The sequence below is a fragment of the Actinomadura sp. NEAU-AAG7 genome (assembly GCF_018603865.1).
Classification (GTDB): domain Bacteria; phylum Actinomycetota; class Actinomycetes; order Streptosporangiales; family Streptosporangiaceae; genus Spirillospora; species Spirillospora litoris.
The window spans coordinates 736,358-751,911 of the sequence record NZ_JAHFZY010000003.1 but is presented as its reverse complement, the minus strand read 5'-3'; the positions used below and the strand labels follow the sequence as shown (position 1 = coordinate 751,911).

At 72.2% G+C, this 15,554-nt stretch carries 16 protein-coding genes; 7 read left to right on the top strand and 9 right to left on the bottom strand.

The annotated features are described in order from the left end of the window. The first annotated feature begins 131 nt into the window (after window positions 1-131). The 3 genes from KLI87_RS18065 to KLI87_RS18055 all read left to right on the top strand — a co-directional run bounded on the left by KLI87_RS18065 (window position 132) and on the right by KLI87_RS18055 (window position 4,144). Complete coding sequence (locus tag KLI87_RS18065) at window positions 132-530, top strand: ATP-binding protein (RefSeq protein ID WP_214617938.1); 399 nt, start codon at window positions 132-134, stop codon at window positions 528-530. 243 nt (window positions 531-773) lie between these two features. Continuing rightward, entirely contained in the window at window positions 774-2,372 is a 1,599-nt protein-coding gene (locus KLI87_RS18060) for a hypothetical protein (protein WP_214617937.1), read from the top strand. Between the two features lie 236 nt (window positions 2,373-2,608). Beyond that, entirely contained in the window at window positions 2,609-4,144 is a 1,536-nt protein-coding gene (locus tag KLI87_RS18055) for a DHA2 family efflux MFS transporter permease subunit (protein WP_250903923.1), read from the top strand. 318 nt (window positions 4,145-4,462) lie between these two features. On the opposite strand, the gene KLI87_RS18050 is transcribed toward KLI87_RS18055, so the two are convergent. After that, window positions 4,463-4,831 (bottom strand): VOC family protein, encoded by a 369-nt coding sequence (locus KLI87_RS18050; protein ID WP_214617935.1) that lies wholly within the window; start codon window positions 4,829-4,831, stop codon window positions 4,463-4,465. An 85-nt stretch (window positions 4,832-4,916) separates the two neighbouring features. Between KLI87_RS18050 and KLI87_RS18045 the strand changes: the two genes are divergently transcribed. After that, complete coding sequence (locus KLI87_RS18045) at window positions 4,917-5,549, top strand: cadmium resistance transporter (RefSeq protein ID WP_308166059.1); 633 nt, start codon at window positions 4,917-4,919, stop codon at window positions 5,547-5,549. Window positions 5,550-6,502: 953 nt separating this feature from the next. Here the strand turns inward: KLI87_RS18045 and KLI87_RS18040 are convergent. Next, on the bottom strand, window positions 6,503-6,733 hold the full coding sequence (locus tag KLI87_RS18040) for a DUF397 domain-containing protein (protein ID WP_156218320.1): 231 nt from the start codon (window positions 6,731-6,733) through the stop codon (window positions 6,503-6,505). A 193-nt stretch (window positions 6,734-6,926) separates the two neighbouring features. Between KLI87_RS18040 and KLI87_RS18035 the strand changes: the two genes are divergently transcribed. Further along, entirely contained in the window at window positions 6,927-7,535 is a 609-nt protein-coding gene (locus KLI87_RS18035) for an ATP-binding protein (protein WP_214617934.1), read from the top strand. A 1-nt stretch (window position 7,536) separates the two neighbouring features. Here the strand turns inward: KLI87_RS18035 and KLI87_RS18030 are convergent, their stop codons facing one another. Together KLI87_RS18030 and KLI87_RS18025 are read right to left on the bottom strand one after the other, a co-directional pair. Further along, on the bottom strand, window positions 7,537-8,985 hold the full coding sequence (locus KLI87_RS18030; protein WP_374225453.1) for a trehalose-6-phosphate synthase: 1,449 nt from the start codon (window positions 8,983-8,985) through the stop codon (window positions 7,537-7,539). A gap of 337 nt (window positions 8,986-9,322) precedes the next feature. Then, window positions 9,323-9,784 (bottom strand): DoxX family protein, encoded by a 462-nt coding sequence (locus KLI87_RS18025; protein ID WP_214617933.1) that lies wholly within the window; start codon window positions 9,782-9,784, stop codon window positions 9,323-9,325. A gap of 121 nt (window positions 9,785-9,905) precedes the next feature. On the opposite strand from KLI87_RS18025, the gene KLI87_RS18020 reads away from it, so the two are divergent. Together KLI87_RS18020 and KLI87_RS18015 are read left to right on the top strand one after the other, a co-directional pair. Next, the gene (locus KLI87_RS18020) at window positions 9,906-10,367 is read left to right on the top strand and encodes a MarR family winged helix-turn-helix transcriptional regulator (protein ID WP_156218324.1); all 462 of its coding nucleotides are present in this window, start codon (window positions 9,906-9,908) and stop codon (window positions 10,365-10,367) included. Between the two features lie 2 nt (window positions 10,368-10,369). Continuing rightward, the gene (locus KLI87_RS18015) at window positions 10,370-11,710 is read left to right on the top strand and encodes an FAD-binding protein (protein ID WP_214617932.1); all 1,341 of its coding nucleotides are present in this window, start codon (window positions 10,370-10,372) and stop codon (window positions 11,708-11,710) included. Here the strand turns inward: KLI87_RS18015 and KLI87_RS18010 are convergent. From KLI87_RS18010 to KLI87_RS17990, 5 genes are all read right to left on the bottom strand, one after another. Next, window positions 11,693-12,211, bottom strand: coding sequence for a YbaK/EbsC family protein (locus tag KLI87_RS18010; RefSeq protein WP_214617931.1), 519 nt, complete (start codon window positions 12,209-12,211; stop codon window positions 11,693-11,695). The genes KLI87_RS18015 and KLI87_RS18010 overlap by 18 nt on opposite strands. A gap of 47 nt (window positions 12,212-12,258) precedes the next feature. Further along, window positions 12,259-12,903: a response regulator transcription factor gene (locus KLI87_RS18005; protein ID WP_156218327.1), complete on the bottom strand. Its 645-nt coding sequence runs from the start codon at window positions 12,901-12,903 to the stop codon at window positions 12,259-12,261. Continuing rightward, the gene (locus KLI87_RS18000) at window positions 12,894-14,090 is read right to left on the bottom strand and encodes a histidine kinase (protein ID WP_308166058.1); all 1,197 of its coding nucleotides are present in this window, start codon (window positions 14,088-14,090) and stop codon (window positions 12,894-12,896) included. Before KLI87_RS18000 ends, KLI87_RS18005 begins: the two co-directional genes overlap by 10 nt. Next, on the bottom strand, window positions 14,074-14,784 hold the full coding sequence (locus KLI87_RS17995; protein WP_246250167.1) for a DedA family protein: 711 nt from the start codon (window positions 14,782-14,784) through the stop codon (window positions 14,074-14,076). The genes KLI87_RS18000 and KLI87_RS17995 overlap by 17 nt, the downstream gene beginning before the upstream one ends. A gap of 294 nt (window positions 14,785-15,078) precedes the next feature. Next, window positions 15,079-15,348 carry a hypothetical protein gene (locus tag KLI87_RS17990; protein WP_214617930.1) on the bottom strand — a complete coding sequence of 90 codons (270 nt, stop codon included), beginning with the start codon at window positions 15,346-15,348 and terminating at the stop codon, window positions 15,079-15,081. Between the last annotated feature and the right edge of the window lie 206 nt (window positions 15,349-15,554).

The window sequence follows — 15,554 nt, the reverse complement described above, 5'->3', positions numbered from 1 at the left end:
AAAAGTGCCTCAGTCAAAAGTGCCTCGGGCAAGCGGGCCGAAGGATCTGGGGCCGAGGGCGGCGAACCTCTCCCGTGGCATTGCGGGGTCGGCTCATTCTTTCGGCGACGGCGACTGGAAGGAGTGAGGCGATGACACTGCCGGCTCTGAGGTTCGACACGCTCATCCTGCCCGGCGCGGATCGGGCGGCGGGGCGCGCGCGACAGTGGCTGAGGGGGCTGCTGGGAGAGCATCCCGCACTCGGCGACGCGGCGCTGTGCATGAGCGAGTTGGTGACGAACGCCGTGCGCTATACCGAGTCCGGTCGGAAGGGACATGTCCGGGTGGAGGTGAGCCATTCCGAGCGGATCGTGTGCATGGAGGTCGTCGACGACGGCGGTTCGCAGACCGTCCCCCACCTGGCGGTCGTGGACGGGATGGGGACGTGCGGGCGCGGTCTGATCATCGTCGCCTACATGGCCGACCGGTGGGGGGTCGGGCGGCGGGGAGGGGGCCACGCGGTGTGGTTCGAGATGTCCCGGGATGGTTGACAGGAAATGACGTCCGGTCCCGGCCAGCAGGAACGTCCAAGCGTCAAACACCGCTGTCAATGCAGGGATAACCCCCTATTCGCGGCCGAATGTGGTAAATCCACTTCTGTCGGGATGAGCGCGGAAAAGCTAGGCTTCAACTGCTTCCCGCCATTACCTTCGGGACGGTCCATGCGCACTTCCTCGCGACTGCTGGCGGTTTCGGCCACGTCCGGCCAAGCGGCGCCCGTGCCGGACGAGGCGGTGACAGAACTGGATCCGTCTGGAGCCACTGTCCTCGTCCTGCGGCCACATGACCACGCGTTCGCCGTCCAGGACGCGTCGACGCTGCGCAAGCGCATCCTCAGCGGACAGGGATTGGCGGACCTGGCCGCGCCTTTCGCCGGTGCCGCCGCGGAGAACGGCACGGTGCGGGTGGCGTCCGACTGGCTCGGTATGCGGCAGCTCTACGGAGTCCGGGGCGACAGGTGGGCCGCCACGGGGACGTCCGCGCGGGAACTGGCCAGGCTCGCGGGGCGCGGCCCGGATCTTGAGGCCCTCGGCGTCTACCGCCTCGTCGGCCATTTCCTCGACGAGGACACCGCGTTCGACGGCGTGCACACGCTCCGCGCCGGGCACGGCTGGACGCTCGCGAAGGGGCGGCTCATCGAGAGCGAGATCGACCCGGGTGACTTCCGTACCGGACACGCGCCGCGTGTCGAGGAGGCGGTGCGGGAGTTGGCGGCGCTGTTGCGCACGACCATGCAGCAGTGCCTGGACGAGCACCCGGACGCGATCCTGCAACTGTCCGGCGGATTGGACACGCGTCTCGTCCTGGCGGCGATTCCGCCGTCCCGCCGCGCCGGGCTGGAGACGCTCACGCTGAGCGCCGACGACAGCGGCGACGCCGCCACGGCCGCGATGCTCGCGGAGCGGTACCGCATGCGGCACAAGGTGATCGACCTGGCGGGGCTCCAGCGGCTGGAGCCGGCCGAGGTGCACCGCCTGGTGCTGGACGCCTCGCGCCGCCGCGAGCAGGTCCTCAACCCGCTGCACCTGAGCCTGCTGGAGTGGGTCGAGGAGCAGACGGGGGAGGCGCCGCGCATCAGCGGCCTCGGCGGCGAGCTGGCGCGCGGCATGTACTACGCGATGCAGCGCGGGCACCCCACCGTCACGCCCAAGCTGGTCGACCGGCTGGCGAGGTGGCGCATCTTCAGCCTGGACCCGGTCGACTCCGCGTGCCTGGACCCGGACTTCGCGCGCGAATCCGAGGCCGCCGCCAAGGCCCGCCTGCGCGAGATCTTCACCGGCATAGGCGGGGACTGGCTCTCCGCCACGGACGCCTACTACTACCGGCAGCGGTACCACCGCTCGGTCGGCGCGGTCATCACCAGCTCGTGCACGGAGCACACCTGCCTCAACCCGCTGCTGCACCCGCGTTTCGTCGCGCTCGCCGAGGCGCTGCCGCCGGAGGTGAAGCGCGGCTCGCGGTTCAACGCGCGGCTGGTGGCGGCGCTCGACCCCGAGCTGGCCGCGCTCCCGATGGACACGGGGGTCCGCCCGGCCGCGCTCATGGCGCCGCGCCCGCTCACGCTGGTGCGGACGGCCCGGGACCAGGGGACGAAGGTCGTCCACAAGACACGTCAGAGGTTGTCGCGGCGCGGCGACTCCGCCACGGCCACCTCCGCGCTCGCGCGCGCGCTCGTGACGCACTGGCGGGCCGAGCCGAGCCTGCTGGAGCCGGTCGCCGCGACCGGCCTGGTCGACCGCCGGTGGCTCGACCGGCTCCTCTCGGGCACCGAGGTCCCGGCCCCGGCGACGACCGGCTTCCTCGCCCTCCTGGAAGCCGCGTTCACCCCCTGACCTGCGGCGGCGTTGTCAGGCGCGTCACATCCGGTTGACCTCGACCTTGGTTGAGGATTGATCCTGGTGGCCGGGGCGAGGACAAAATGTCAGACCCCGACGGAATACTCCGGCAGACGGCACGGTTTAATCGTTCGCGAAAGTGTCAGTCTCTGCAGTATTTTGCTGCGGCATCCCCCGACAACGACCCCCGGCCCCGGCATGCCCTGCCCGGGACCTCGACGATTGGAAGTGAGTTGACCGCTCCCGCGTCCCCCAAGGCGGCGGACGGCCAGGTGGAGGCCCCGGCCTCCGGCGGAGGTCTCGACCGCGGCGTGCTCGCGGCGGCCATGGTCGTCGTCCTCGGCGCGATCATGTCCATCCTCGACGTGACCGTCGTCAACGTCGCCATCAACGATCTCGCCCGGGAGTTCGAGACTCCCCTGTCCACGATCCAGTGGGTCGCGACCGGCTACACCCTCGCGCTGGCGACCGTGATCCCGATCACCGGCTGGGCGTCCGCCCGGTTCGGCACCAAGCGCCTCTACATGATCTCGATCGCGCTGTTCGTCGTCGGCTCGATGCTGGCGGGCTCGGCGTGGTCGGCGGAGTCACTGATCGCCTTCCGCGTCCTGCAGGGCCTCGGCGGCGGCATGATCATGCCCGCGGGCATGACGATCCTCGCCCAGGCGGCCGGGCCGCAGCGCATCGGCCAGGTGATGAGCGTGGTCGGCATCCCGATGCTGCTCGGCCCGATCCTCGGCCCGATCCTCGGCGGCTATCTCGTCGACGACGTGTCCTGGCGCTGGATCTTCTTCATCAACCTGCCGATCGGCATCGTGGCGCTGCTGATGGCCGCCAAGATCCTCAAGCGTGACAAGCCGCAGCGGACCGAGCGGCTGGACGTCATCGGACTCGTCCTGCTCTCCCCCGGCCTCGCCTCGCTGATCTACGGCCTGGCCAAGGGCGCCGAGCTGAAGGACTTCCTGAAGCCCGAGTCGGCGATCTACACCGCGGTCGGCGCGGCGCTGGTCCTCGGCTTCGTCGCCCGCGCGCTGACCGCCCGCAGCCCGCTGATCGACCTGCGGCTGCTCAAGCGCCCCTCGGTCGCCGCCGCGTCCGGCACGATGGTGCTGTTCATGGCCGCGTTCATGGGCGCGATGCTGCTGCTGCCGCTGTACTACCAGACCGTCCGCCAGCAGGGCGCGCTGCACTCGGGCCTGCTGATGGCCCCGCAGGGCCTCGGCGCGATGATCACGATGCCGATCGGCGGCAAGCTGACCGACCGCATCGGCCCCGGACGCGTCGTGCTCGTCGGCATGGTCGTCGTGGTGGCGTCGATGGCGGGCTTCGCCTCCGTCCTGGAGGCCGACACGTCCTACTGGGTGCTCGGCTCGGTCCTGTTCGTCACCGGCCTCGGCATGGGCATGACGATGATGCCCACCATGGCCGCCGCGATCCAGACCCTCGCCCACGACGAGGTCCCGCGGGCCAGCACGATGCTGAACATCATCCAGCAGGTGTCGGCCTCGCTCGGCACCGCGATGATCTCGGTGCTGCTGGCCAACCGCCTCGCCTCCAACCTCGGCGGCTCCGGCGGGGGCGAGATCGGCTCCGCGGAGAAGATCCCGAACGCGGTCATGGACAAGATCGCCAAGCCGATGGCGGACGCGTTCCAGCACACCTACTGGTACGCGGCGGGCCTGCTGATCTTCGCCTTCCTGCCGGCCCTGCTGCTGCCGCGCAAGAAGCCGGAGACCCCGGCCGCCGACGCGCCCATGCCCATGCACTGACCGAAACCCAGCCGCGCAAGAACCGGATCACGACGGCCCTGTGACTCCCCGGAGTCGCAGGGCCGTGGCGTTCCCCCAGCCCACCGAATCGCCACGAGGGCGCCGTCCCCTGCGACCGCCCGGCGCGAACCGCGGCACCGCGCCGGCCAAGCCCACGACGCACATCGAAGCGGCAGGACGCGGAACGCTCCGCGATGCCGGCTCGCCCGCGCTACGCGGCCCGGCGCGAGACGTCCCCCACCCCGCCTCGGCAACGCCAGGTCCACGCGGCATGGGACGGCACCGTCCGGGCCCGCCGCCAGATCACCGCCGACCCCGTCAGTGGCGACCGGTGTCGATGACGCAGAAGCGATTGCCTTCCGGATCGGCGAGTACGACGAAGTCGGCGTCGTCCGGATAGTCGTCCCAGTCGACGCGCCGGGCGCCCAGGGACACCAGCCGCTCGACCTCGGCGGCCTGATCGGCCGCGTCCCCCGCGTACAGGTCCAGGTGGACCCGCGGGTGCTCCTGGACCGGCGTCTCACTGAGACCGAGCGACACCTGCACCCCGGCCCCCTCCGCCGGGACCAGAACCACCCAGTCGTCTTCCATCTCCTCACGTGGAACGTACCCGAGGGCCTGGGTCCAGAAGGCGGCCGCACGCGGCACATCCGAGACGCCCAGCACGACGGAACCGATACTCAGCATCCGCCGATTCTCGCGGACGGCGGCGGGCCCGCCCCCACGGGGCGGACCCCGGCGGTCGAGGCACCGGATGATCGTGCGCATTGCGGTGAGTCGATCCGATACGTTCCTGGCCGTGGACGGGATCGTGGGCACCATCGCGACGGCGGCGGGCATGTTCGCCGGGACGAACGTGGACGACATCATCGTGCTGACCGTGCTGTTCCTGTCCTCGCGCGCCACCGGCCGCCCCCGCCCATGGCAGATCTGGGGCGGTCAGTACGCGGGGATCGCGGCCCTCGTGCTCGTCTCCGTCGTCGCCGCGCTCGGTCTGACGATCGTGCCCGACGACCGGGTGGGCCTGCTCGGCCTCGTCCCGCTCGCGCTCGGCGTCAAGGGGCTGGTCGCCGCCGTCCGCACGCGCGACGGCGAAGACGGCACGTCGCCCGCCGTCGCGACCGGCCTGCTGCCGGTCGCCGGTGTGACCATCGCCAACGGGGCCGACAACATCTCGGTCTACACACCCGTCTTCCGGACCACCGGCACGGCCCCGACGCTCGTCACCATCGGCGTCTTCGCCGTCGGAGTCGCCCTGTGGTGCCTCGCCGCCTCCTGGCTCGGCTCGCACAAGAAGGTCATCGAGATCGTCGAGCGCTACGGCCGGTGGCTCGTCCCCGCCGTCTTCGTCGCCATCGGCGGCCTCATCGTCATCGAGTCCGGCGTACTCGCCGAAACAGCCTGAGCCGCGAACTTCTTCTCAACCGGCCGCAGAGGCGCACGAGGTGACTCAGCGCCACTTTCCCACTACTCCAGCGGCATAGATTTGTCACGGTGTGGTGCCGTCCAGGCATGGCGTGGAGGCTGCGGTGTCGTGTCGCCGCGCACCGGTGTTGTGGCGCGGAGGTCGGTGGCGGCGTGGCCGGATCCGGCAGCTTCAGCGAGGCGCTGGCGCGTTCCAAAACCCGGCTCGGGACCCGTGTGGGTCCCGAGCCGGGTTGCGCCGTCCTGGGCTCGGTGAGGCCCGCCGAGGCTCATACCACGCCCCGAGGGCACCCGCGACGCAGCCGTCGCGTCCCCGGCGCCAGGTGTCGGAGCCCGTCCGGTTCATGCGCCCGGGATGAACGTCCCAGGTGTTCCCCAGAGCGACCCGGCCCTCCGCGCAAGCGCACTACCAGGCACCATGCGGCGCCGCCGGAAGCGACCCCACCAGCGAAGCGGTACCCCGCACTGCCCGCTGGAGCACGCCCAGACGCGGCAAGGCGCGCCTGGAAGCACACCGCGGTGCTCGCGAAGCCGCGACCACGGCCCGAATCACCAGGCGAGGGCGCGGGTCGAGACTTCGAGTCCACCACCTGACCCACGAGGGCACAGCCCGAACCGGAGAGCGGAACCCGCAGGCCATCACCATCGCGCTCGCCGAGACCTCACGATCCGCGCCGAAGGCGAAGGCCGCGGGCCAGGGCCTCGGGAGCACCAGCGCACCCGCCGAGGCTCGGACCAGGACCCGAACCGCCAGGCGAAGGCCGTGGCGCGGGGCTTCGAGAACGCCGACACGCTCACGAGGGCGCCGCCACGGGCCGTACCGTCGAGTGAGAGCCGCGGGCCAGGACTTCGGGAGCACCGCGGCGCCACCAGGCGACCGCCACGGCCGGATGGCCAGGTCAGGGCTGTCGGGTGATGCTCTGAAGGCCCGTCCTAGACGAGCATGTGGTCGAAGTCGCCGTCCTTGGCTCCGCCCACGAAGGCCTCCACCTCCTCGCGCGTGTAGACGAGGATCGCACCCTCGGGGTCACGGGAGTTGCGCACGGCGATCTCCCCTGTGGGGAGTTCGGCCATCTCGACGCAGTTACCGCTCGGGTTGCTCCGCCGGCTCTTCTGCCAGACGAGCGCGCTGCGTCGGACGTCCGGCAACTGGTGGCCGTCCATCTTTGCCCCCTCAAAGGCGTCTCGGCCTCCCGCCGGGAGGCCGCGCTCTCGCCCCACCCCACACAATGGTACGAGATGCACGTGCATTCGTTCTTGCATACGTTCATGCAGACGGTCTTGCATCTGCACGACTTGGGGAGCAAGATAGCGAACCATCGCCGGTGACCCATCCGCTCGCCTCTGAGGTTTGACAATGACCGTTGACCAGGCAGACGACGTCGCAGCTCCCGCCGCCATGGGAGGCAGGCGGGCGCGGCACGCCGCGGCCGTCCACACGCCCTGGCCGGACGTTCCCGCGCACGCGCCCACGCGCCAGCACACGGTCCCGGCCGCGACGGCCAGACCCGTGCCCGCGCCGGGGCTCGCGGGGCTCTGGCCCACACCCCACTCGGGCGCGCCGCGCACGGCGCGCCGCGTCCTGCCCGCGGAGATCAGCGCGCCCAAGGCGGCGCGCGACTTCGCCCAGGCCACGCTGCGCGAATGGGACGTCGCCGGAAACCGCGAGGACGTCGTCGTCGCGGTCTCCGAACTCGTCACCAACGCGCTGCGGCACGGCATGGAGGGGCTCCCCCAGCCGCTGCCGCTGTGTCCGATCCAGGTCGTCCTGCTCGGCCACGCGCGGCGCCTGGTCGTCGTGGTGACCGACCCGGGGCGCCGCATCCCCGAGGCCGTCGCGTACGACCCGGACTGGTTCGGTGACGGCGGCCGCGGGCTGCTCGTCGTCGGCGCGGTCAGCGACTCGTGGGGCTGGGCGCGGCTCGCCACCGGCGGGAAGGCCGTCTGGGCGGCCTTCGACCTGTAGGTCAGGCGTCCGGCGCCTGCGGCACCGCTTCCGGGCGCGCCGGGTTCTCCAGTTCGCTGAGGAACTCCCGGGCCCAGCGGTCGACGTCGTGCTCGATGACGCGCCTGCGCATCGAGCGCATCCGGCGTGCCTGCTCGGCGGGCTCGGCGTCCAGCGCGGCCAGCAGCGTCCCCTTGAGCCCGTCGATGTCGTAGGGGTTGACCTGGAAGGCGCCCCGCTTCAGCTCGGCGGCGGCACCGGCGAACTCGCTCAGCACGAGCGCCCCGCGCATGTCGCGGCGGCAGGCGACGTACTCCTTGGCGACCAGGTTCATGCCGTCCCGCAGCGGTGTGACGACCATCACGTCCGCGGCGAGGTAGAGGGCGGTCAGCTCGGCGCGGTCGTAGGAGCTGTGCAGGTAGTGGACGACCGGGAAGCCGATCTCGCCGTACTCCCCGTTGATCCGTCCGACCTGCTGCTCGATCTCCTCCCGGAGCAGTTGGTACTGCTCGACGCGCTCGCGGCTCGGCGTGGCGATCTGCACCATCACGGCCTGGCCCGGCTTGAGGTCGCCGTCCTCGAACAGCTCCCCGAACGCCTGGAGCCGCTGGGTGATCCCCTTGGTGTAGTCGAGGCGGTCGACGCCGAGCAGGACGGTCGCGTCGCCGAGGTCGGCGCGGATCTCCTGCGCGCGCTCCACCACGTCCTCGCGTGAGACGAGGTCGTTCAGCTCGCCCACGTCCACCGAGATGGGGAAGGCGCGGGCGCGGACGACGCGGTCGTCCCAGTACACGTCCTGCTTGACGTAGCGCGCGTCCAGCAGCCGCCTGCACAGGCGGACGAAGTTGGCCGCCGCGCCCGGAAGCTGGAAGCCGACCAGGTCGGCCCCGAGCAGCCCTTCGAGGATCTGGCGGCGCCACGGCATCTGCCAGAACAGCTCCAGCGGCGGGAACGGGATGTGCAGGAAGAACCCGATGCGCAGGTCGGGGCGCAGTTTGCGCAGCATGGACGGGACGAGCTGGAGCTGGTAGTCCTGCACCCAGACGATCGCGCCCTCACTCGCGACGCGCGCGGCGGCCTCGGCGAACCGCTCGTTGACCCGGACGTAGGCGTCCCACATCGCCCGGTCGTAGACGGGCGGTGCGACGACGTCGTGGTACAGCGGCCAGAGCGTCGCGTTGGAGAACCCCTCGTAGTAGAGCTCGACCTCGCGCGCCGACTGCTCGATGGGGACGAGCGACATGCCGTCCTCCTCGAACGGGTCCAGCCGCTCGTCGGGGGCGCCGGTCCAGCCGATCCACGTGCCGTGCCTGCGCCGCATCACCGGCGCGATGGCGCTGACCAGCCCTCCGGGGCTGCGCCGCCACGCGGGCTCCCCGTTCGGTCCGACGATCCGATCCACCGGCAGCCTGTTGGCCACCACCACGAACTCACTACCGCGCGACACCGCGACCCGCCTCTCCAGGAACACTTGCCGATCACCATGCCCAGAAACGGTCATCGAGAACATCTTGTCACTTCGACGTAAAGACCAGATGGCGGAAAGGCCGGATGTCAGGAAGTCGGGGTGTCCGTGGATGGGGATTGGAGCGGGCCATATCCCTTTCGCGGCAGGTGACCGTTGTTCACCTACTCGTCACCTTTGATGCGATCTGACGGAAAAGTTACTTTCGTCACACTTGTCATCGCGGGCGTGGCGCGCTTCCCGGGGGGTGTTCCAGCGGGCCGATGCTACGCCCGTGAACAGGAAAAACGGCCCCCGGCGCGCGGGGTGGACCGCGCCGGAGGCCGAGCGGGGCTGAGGGGGGTCAGGCGTTCGCCGGCTCCCTGGCGGGGGCGTCCTCGTCGCGGCGGCGGCCCCAGAGCAGCGCGTCGACCGAGAAGCGGCCCGCGCCGGTCAGGGCGAGGAGGAGCGCGAGGGCGCCGAGGATCAGGACGAGCTCGTAGCCGCCCTTGTCGGCGAACAGGCCGTTGTCCTTGTGGACGTACCAGAAGGCGCCCGCCATGTCGGCCGCGAGCAGCAGGCCCACCAGCGGGAGCAGGGCCCCGACGATCAAGGCGACGCCTCCGGCGAGCTCGACCCAGGTGGCGAACGCGGCGGCCGCGCCGGGCATCGGGATGCCGAGGCCGTCGAACATCTTCGTCACCCCGGAGTGCCCGAGGTCGTTCAGCTTCTGCCAGCCGTGCGCGACGAACACGATGCCGAGCGCCAGCCTGCCGATGAGCAGGCCCGTGTCGGCCAGCTGCGGGTACCGGCGGGCGGGGAGCATAGGTCTCTCCTCTGGTTGAAGGTTCAGTTCAAATATGAACTAACTCTACGTTAGCAGAGTGACGCGGATCCAGACCATCGTGAAAGTTCAACCTGTGTACCGGCCAACTAGAATTCACGTCATGACCGATGCCGGAGGGCCACTCGACCCCCGCGAGCTGCGCGCCTGGATGGCCTTCCTGGCCGCCGGCCACCTGATCGACCACGAGATCGAGCGGCAGCTCAAGCGGGAGGCCGACCTCTCCCACCCCGAGTTCGAGGTGCTCGTGCGGCTGCGGATGGCCGAGGGCAACCGGTTGCGCATGTCCCACCTGGCGCGCGAGGCGATGGTCTCCAAGAGCCGCCTGACCTACCAGGTCACGCAGCTGGAGCGTGCCGGTCTGGTCAAGCGCACGGGCTGCGAGTCCGACCGCCGCTCGGTGTGGGCGGAGCTGACCCCCGAGGGCATCGAGCGGCTGGACCGGGTGCGCCCGGGGCACCGGCAACTCGTCCGCGAGACGCTGATCGAGGTGCTGTCGCCGGAGGAGATCGACCTCCTCGGGGACGCGCTCACCCGCGTCGCCGACCGGCTGCGGGCCCGCTAGGCGTGCGCGACTTCGGCGGCGTCGTCGAACGGACGCCGGCGCGGGTCGTCCGCCCGGGGTCGGCGGAGGAGGTCGCCGCCGCCGTGCGCGAGGCCGCCGCGACGGGCCTGGAGATCGTGCCGCGCGGGGCGGGGCACTCGACCTACGGCCAGTCACTCACCGGCGGCGTCTGCCTCGACATGCGCGGGCTCGCGGGCGTCCGCGAGGTCGGCCCGGACCGTGCCGTCGTCGGCGCGGGGACCACCTGGCGCGAGGTGCTCGACGCCACGCTCCCGCATGGGCTCACCCCGCCCGTCCTGACCGACTTCCTTGACGTGACCGTCGGCGGAACGCTCTCCTCGGGCGGCGTCGGCGGCGCCTCGCACCTGCACGGCACGCAGGCGGCGAACGTCCTCGCGCTGGACGTGGTGGTGGACGGGCGGCCGGTGAGCTGCTCCCCCACCGTCCGTCCCGAGGTGTTCGACGCCGTCCGGGCGGGGCTCGGCGCGCACGGCGTCATCACCGGGGCCACGCTGCGCCTCGTGCCCGCGCCGGACCGCGTGCTGTCCTGCACGATCCCGTGCCGCGACGCGGCCGACCTGCTGCGCGTCCAGCGCGAGGTACGGGCCGACCACCTCTCCGGCCAGGCCAAACCGTCCGCCGAGGGCTGGAGGTACGAAGCGAAGGCCGTCCTACACCTAGGCACGACCCCACCGCACACGACCACCGTCCGGCCTCCCAGGACTGCCGCTCAGACCACCCCCACACACACGGACACCTCACACCTGGGCGCCGCCCAGGCTCCAGGCACCGCCCCGCCGCCTACGGGCGCCGTCCGGGGTCTGGGGGCTGCTGCTCAGACGGTCGGCGTGCAGGCGGGCGCCGGCTCGTGTGTGGGTGGTGTTTCGCATGCGGGTGAGGTGCCGCCGGGGACCAGCGAGGTCGAGGAGCTGTCCTTCCTGGACTTCGCGGATCGGCTCCGTCCCGATGTTGCGGAGTTGACCGTGCTCGGCGAGTGGGCGCGGCCGCATCCGTGGGGGATGGTGTTCCTGCCGGGCGCCCGCGCCGCCGAGGTGATCGAGGAGACGCTCGCGTCGACGACCGCCGCCGACCTCGGCCTCAGCGGGGTCGTCCTGGTCAAGGCGCTGCGGATCGGGGACGTCCCGATGCTCGCCGCGCCCGCCGATCCCGTCCTGTTCAGCCTGCTGCGCACCGCGTCGCCGGGCTGCGCGGCGGTGGCGGGGATGCTGGCCGGGAACCGCGCGCTGCTCGCCCGCGCCGAGGCGGTCGGGGGCACCCGCTACGCGGTCGACTCGGTCCCCGGCCGGCGGCTGGACGGCGCCGCGTCACTGGGCCAGGGCTAGGACCTGCGCGGCGGGCAGGGACACGAGCGCCTTGCCGGGCACCAGCAGCTTGGACCGGCGCAGGCCGCTGCCGATGACGACCTGCGGCGCGGCGGCGACCGCCTCGTCCACCAGGACCGGCCAGCCGCCCGGGAGGCCGACGGGCGTGATGCCGCCGTACTCCATGCCGGTGAGCGCCGTCGCGTCCGCCATCGGCGCGAACGACACCTTGCGCGCGCCCAGATGCTTGCGGACGACGCCGTTCACGTCCGCGCGGTCGGTGGCGAGGACCATGCAGGCCGCGTAGGTGACCTCGCCGCCGCGTTTGGCCGCGACGACCACGCAGTTCGCGCTGACCTCCAACGGGACCTCGTAGCGCTCGCAGAACGCCGCCGTGTCGGCCAGCTCGGGGTCGATCTCGGCGACCTCGCCCTCCGGGACGGCGCCGACCGCGGCGGCCACCGCGTCCGCGAGCAGGTCCGGACGCGCGGCGGCGGGCGTCCATTCGAGTGTGCCGACCATGGTGCTCCCCTCGTTGTCCCGCCCCACCCTGCCACGCCGAGCCGTGGTCACGAGCCCAGGTAGCGCAGGACGGCGAGGACGCGGCGGCTGCGGCCGACGGCCTGGGACAGGTCCAGCTTGTCGAAGATCGCGTTGACGTGCTTCTCCACGGCGCTCTGGGAGATGTGCAGGTGCGTCGCGATGGAGGCGTTGATGTGGCCCTGGGCCATGAGGTCGAGGACGTCCCGCTCGCGCGGCGACAGGCGGCTCAGGGGGTCGACGTGCGCGCTGCGGACGAGGAGCTGGCGCACCACCTCCGGGTCGAACGCCGCACCTCCGCCGCCGACCCGCTCCAGCGCGTCCAGGAACTCGTCGACCTGCGCGACGCGGTCCTTCAGGAGGTAGCCGACGCCGGTGGTGTCGGCGGTGATCAGCTCGGTGGCGTAGCGCTTCTCCACGTACTGCGACAGGACGAGGACGCCGACGCCCGGCCAGCGGCGGCGGATCTCCAGGGCGGCGCGCAGGCCCTCGTCGGTGTGCGTCGGCGGCATCCGGACGTCCACGACGACGACGTCGGGCGGCGCCGCGGCGACCGCCGCGACGAGGGCGTCGCCGTCGCCGACGGCGGCGGCCACCTCATGGCCCTCCTCGGCGAGCAGGCGCGAGAGGCCCTCGCGCAGCAGGGTGGAGTCCTCAGCGAGCATCACCCGCATGGCAGGTCCGCGCTGATCACGGTGGGCCCGCCGGCGGGGCTGTCCACGCCGAAGGTGCCGTCCAGCGCGGCGACCCGGCGGGCGAGCCCGGCCAGCCCGCCGCCCGCGGGGTCGGCCCCGCCGGTGCCGTCGTCCTCGATGCGCACGGCGATCATTGTGCCGCGCGCCGCGACCCGCACCCGCACGTGCCGCGCCCCGGAGTGCTTGGCGGCGTTGGTGACGGCCTCGCAGATCACGAAGTAGGCGGCGGTCTCCACCGCGTGGGGCGGCCGGTCCGGGACGTCGTAGCCGATCGTCACCGGCACCGCGGACCGCTCGGCGACCGTCTCCAGCGCCGTCCGCAGGCCCTCGCCGTCCAGCGCGGCGGGGTAGACGCGCCAGGTGACCTCCCGCAGGTCCTCCAGCGCGCGGCGGGACTCCTCGTGCGCCTGCCGCAGCAGTTCGGACGAGCGGCCGGAGTCCCCCGCGCGGCGGGCCCGGCCGATCAGCATCCCGAGGGCGACGAGCCGCTGCTGGACGCCGTCGTGCAGGTCGCGCTCGATGCGGCGGCGCTCGTCGTCGACCGCGTCCACCACCTGCGCGCGGGTGACCGACAGCTGGGCGATGCGGCGCTGGTACTCCTCCAGCGGGCTCGGACCGAGGCAGCGCCGCGCCACCGCGCGCTCCAGCGCCACGACCCCGACCAGGCCCTGCACGGCGACGAACAGCAGCACCGCGCCGAACACGGCCGTGTAGACGACGATCAGCGGGCTCGGCGGGATGCCGTCCATGTAGTCGCCGGTCACCCACCAGCTCCACAGCAGCCCGATCGCGCTGGCGCCGCCGTAGAGGATCAGCAGCAGGATGATGCCGCCGAGCAGCCCGACCGGCACCCGCAGCAGGAGGTAGGACAGCGCCCGCAGCGGGCCGAACTCGACCGCCCGGTCCTCGGCGAAGAACGTCGCGAGGCGGCGCCGCTCCAGCTCGGTGAGCCGGTTCGCGCCCCGGGCGACGACCCCCGGCACCGTTCGCGGGCCGCGCGAGAGGGCCAGCGCGGGCGCCATGACCAGCACGGCGACGGCGAGCAGGATCATCTCGATGCCCGCGCTGAACAGGCCCAGGGTGAGGCCCGCCAGGGCGCGGGCGGCGCGCGGGCCGCGCCCTGGCCTCGGGGGAGGCGCGGCCACGCCCTCAGAAAATGCGATCACGTTCGAAGTCTCTTGTCTCGGCGCGGTGCGTCCCGGGCTCGCGGCCCGTCCGCCTGGACTTCACGATACGGAGGCCGAGGAACACGAGCACACCGAGCACCGCCAGCACCAGGACGATCTTGGAGTAGACCCCGACGTACTCCTCCACCGTCCGCCAGTTGTCGCCGAGCTCGTATCCGGCCATCACGAACGCCGTGTTCCACAGCAGGCTGCCGAGGGTCGTGTAGACCAGGAACGTCGTCATCCGCATGCGCTCCACCCCGGCGGGGACCGAGATCAGGCTGCGGAAGATGGGGATCATGCGGCCGAAGAACACGGCCTTGCCGCCGTGCCGCGCGAACCACGCCTCCGTCCGGTCGAGGTCGGAGAGCTTCACCAGGGGCAGCCGGTCGACCAGGCGGCGGATCCGGTCCCGGCCGATCAGCGCGCCGATCCCGTACAGGGCGAGCGCGCCGACGACCGACCCGACCGTCGTCCACACCAGCGCCGCGACCAGGCTCATCCGCCCCTGCGCGGCGGTGAACCCCGCCAGTGGGAGGATCACCTCGCTCGGCAGCGGCGGGAACAGGTTCTCCAGCGCGATCGCCAACCCGGCGCCGGGCGCGCCCAGCCGGTCCATCAGGTCGGTGGCCCAGCCCGTGATGCCCCCGGTGGGCTCGTTCTCGGCCGCCCGGGAGGCCAGCGCGTACGTCATCTCGATCATGTGTACGACGCTAGGAAGCCGCGGTTCCCGCCGCCATGGAGTGCACCGCCGACCTGACCGGCCGCGCGCCGCACCCCGGCCCTGCGGAAAACCACACCCCCATCCCTGACGTCCACCGCAAACCCCAGCCTGTGACGGGTGCCGCGGGCGGGGCCTGGGTCGCGGGAGCGCAGGGCGCGGGAGCGCAGGGCGCGGGAGCGCAGGGCGCGGGAGCGCAGGGCGCGGGAGCGCAGGGCGCGGGAGCGCAGGCACCGGGGGTGCTGCGCGGGAGCGGCGGCGGGGCGGTCAGTGGGCGGGGGTGGGGTGTGCGCGTGGGAGCGGGGGGCGCGGGTCCGGGACGGGGCGTCCGCGGCCGGCCAGGTAGGAGGCGCGTTCCAGCTCGTCCTCGAAGGCGAGCACGAGCATGTCGGGCGCCTCGGGGCCGGGGCGCACCAGCAGGTACGGGACCCCGGCGCGTTCGGCGAGGTAGGCGAGCCCGTCCTCGCCGCGCTCGTAGAGCCGGGCGCCGGTGAACCGGGCGAGCACCTCGTCGTGCGGGGCGATCTCCTCGCGCATGCGGACATTCCCCCACCCCCGCGTGTCGGCGTCGTGGCGGCGGGGTGAAGGGGCGCCCAACTCCGGTCGAGCATCCGCCGTGCCCGTCCGCGACACGCAGGCGATTCAGCGGTGAGTGAAATCGGAGGCAGTCGCCGTTTCGGGGCCGCGGGGCGGTGGGATGCGAAACCGCCCTGGCAGTAGGGGGTATGGGACCATGGTGCGGT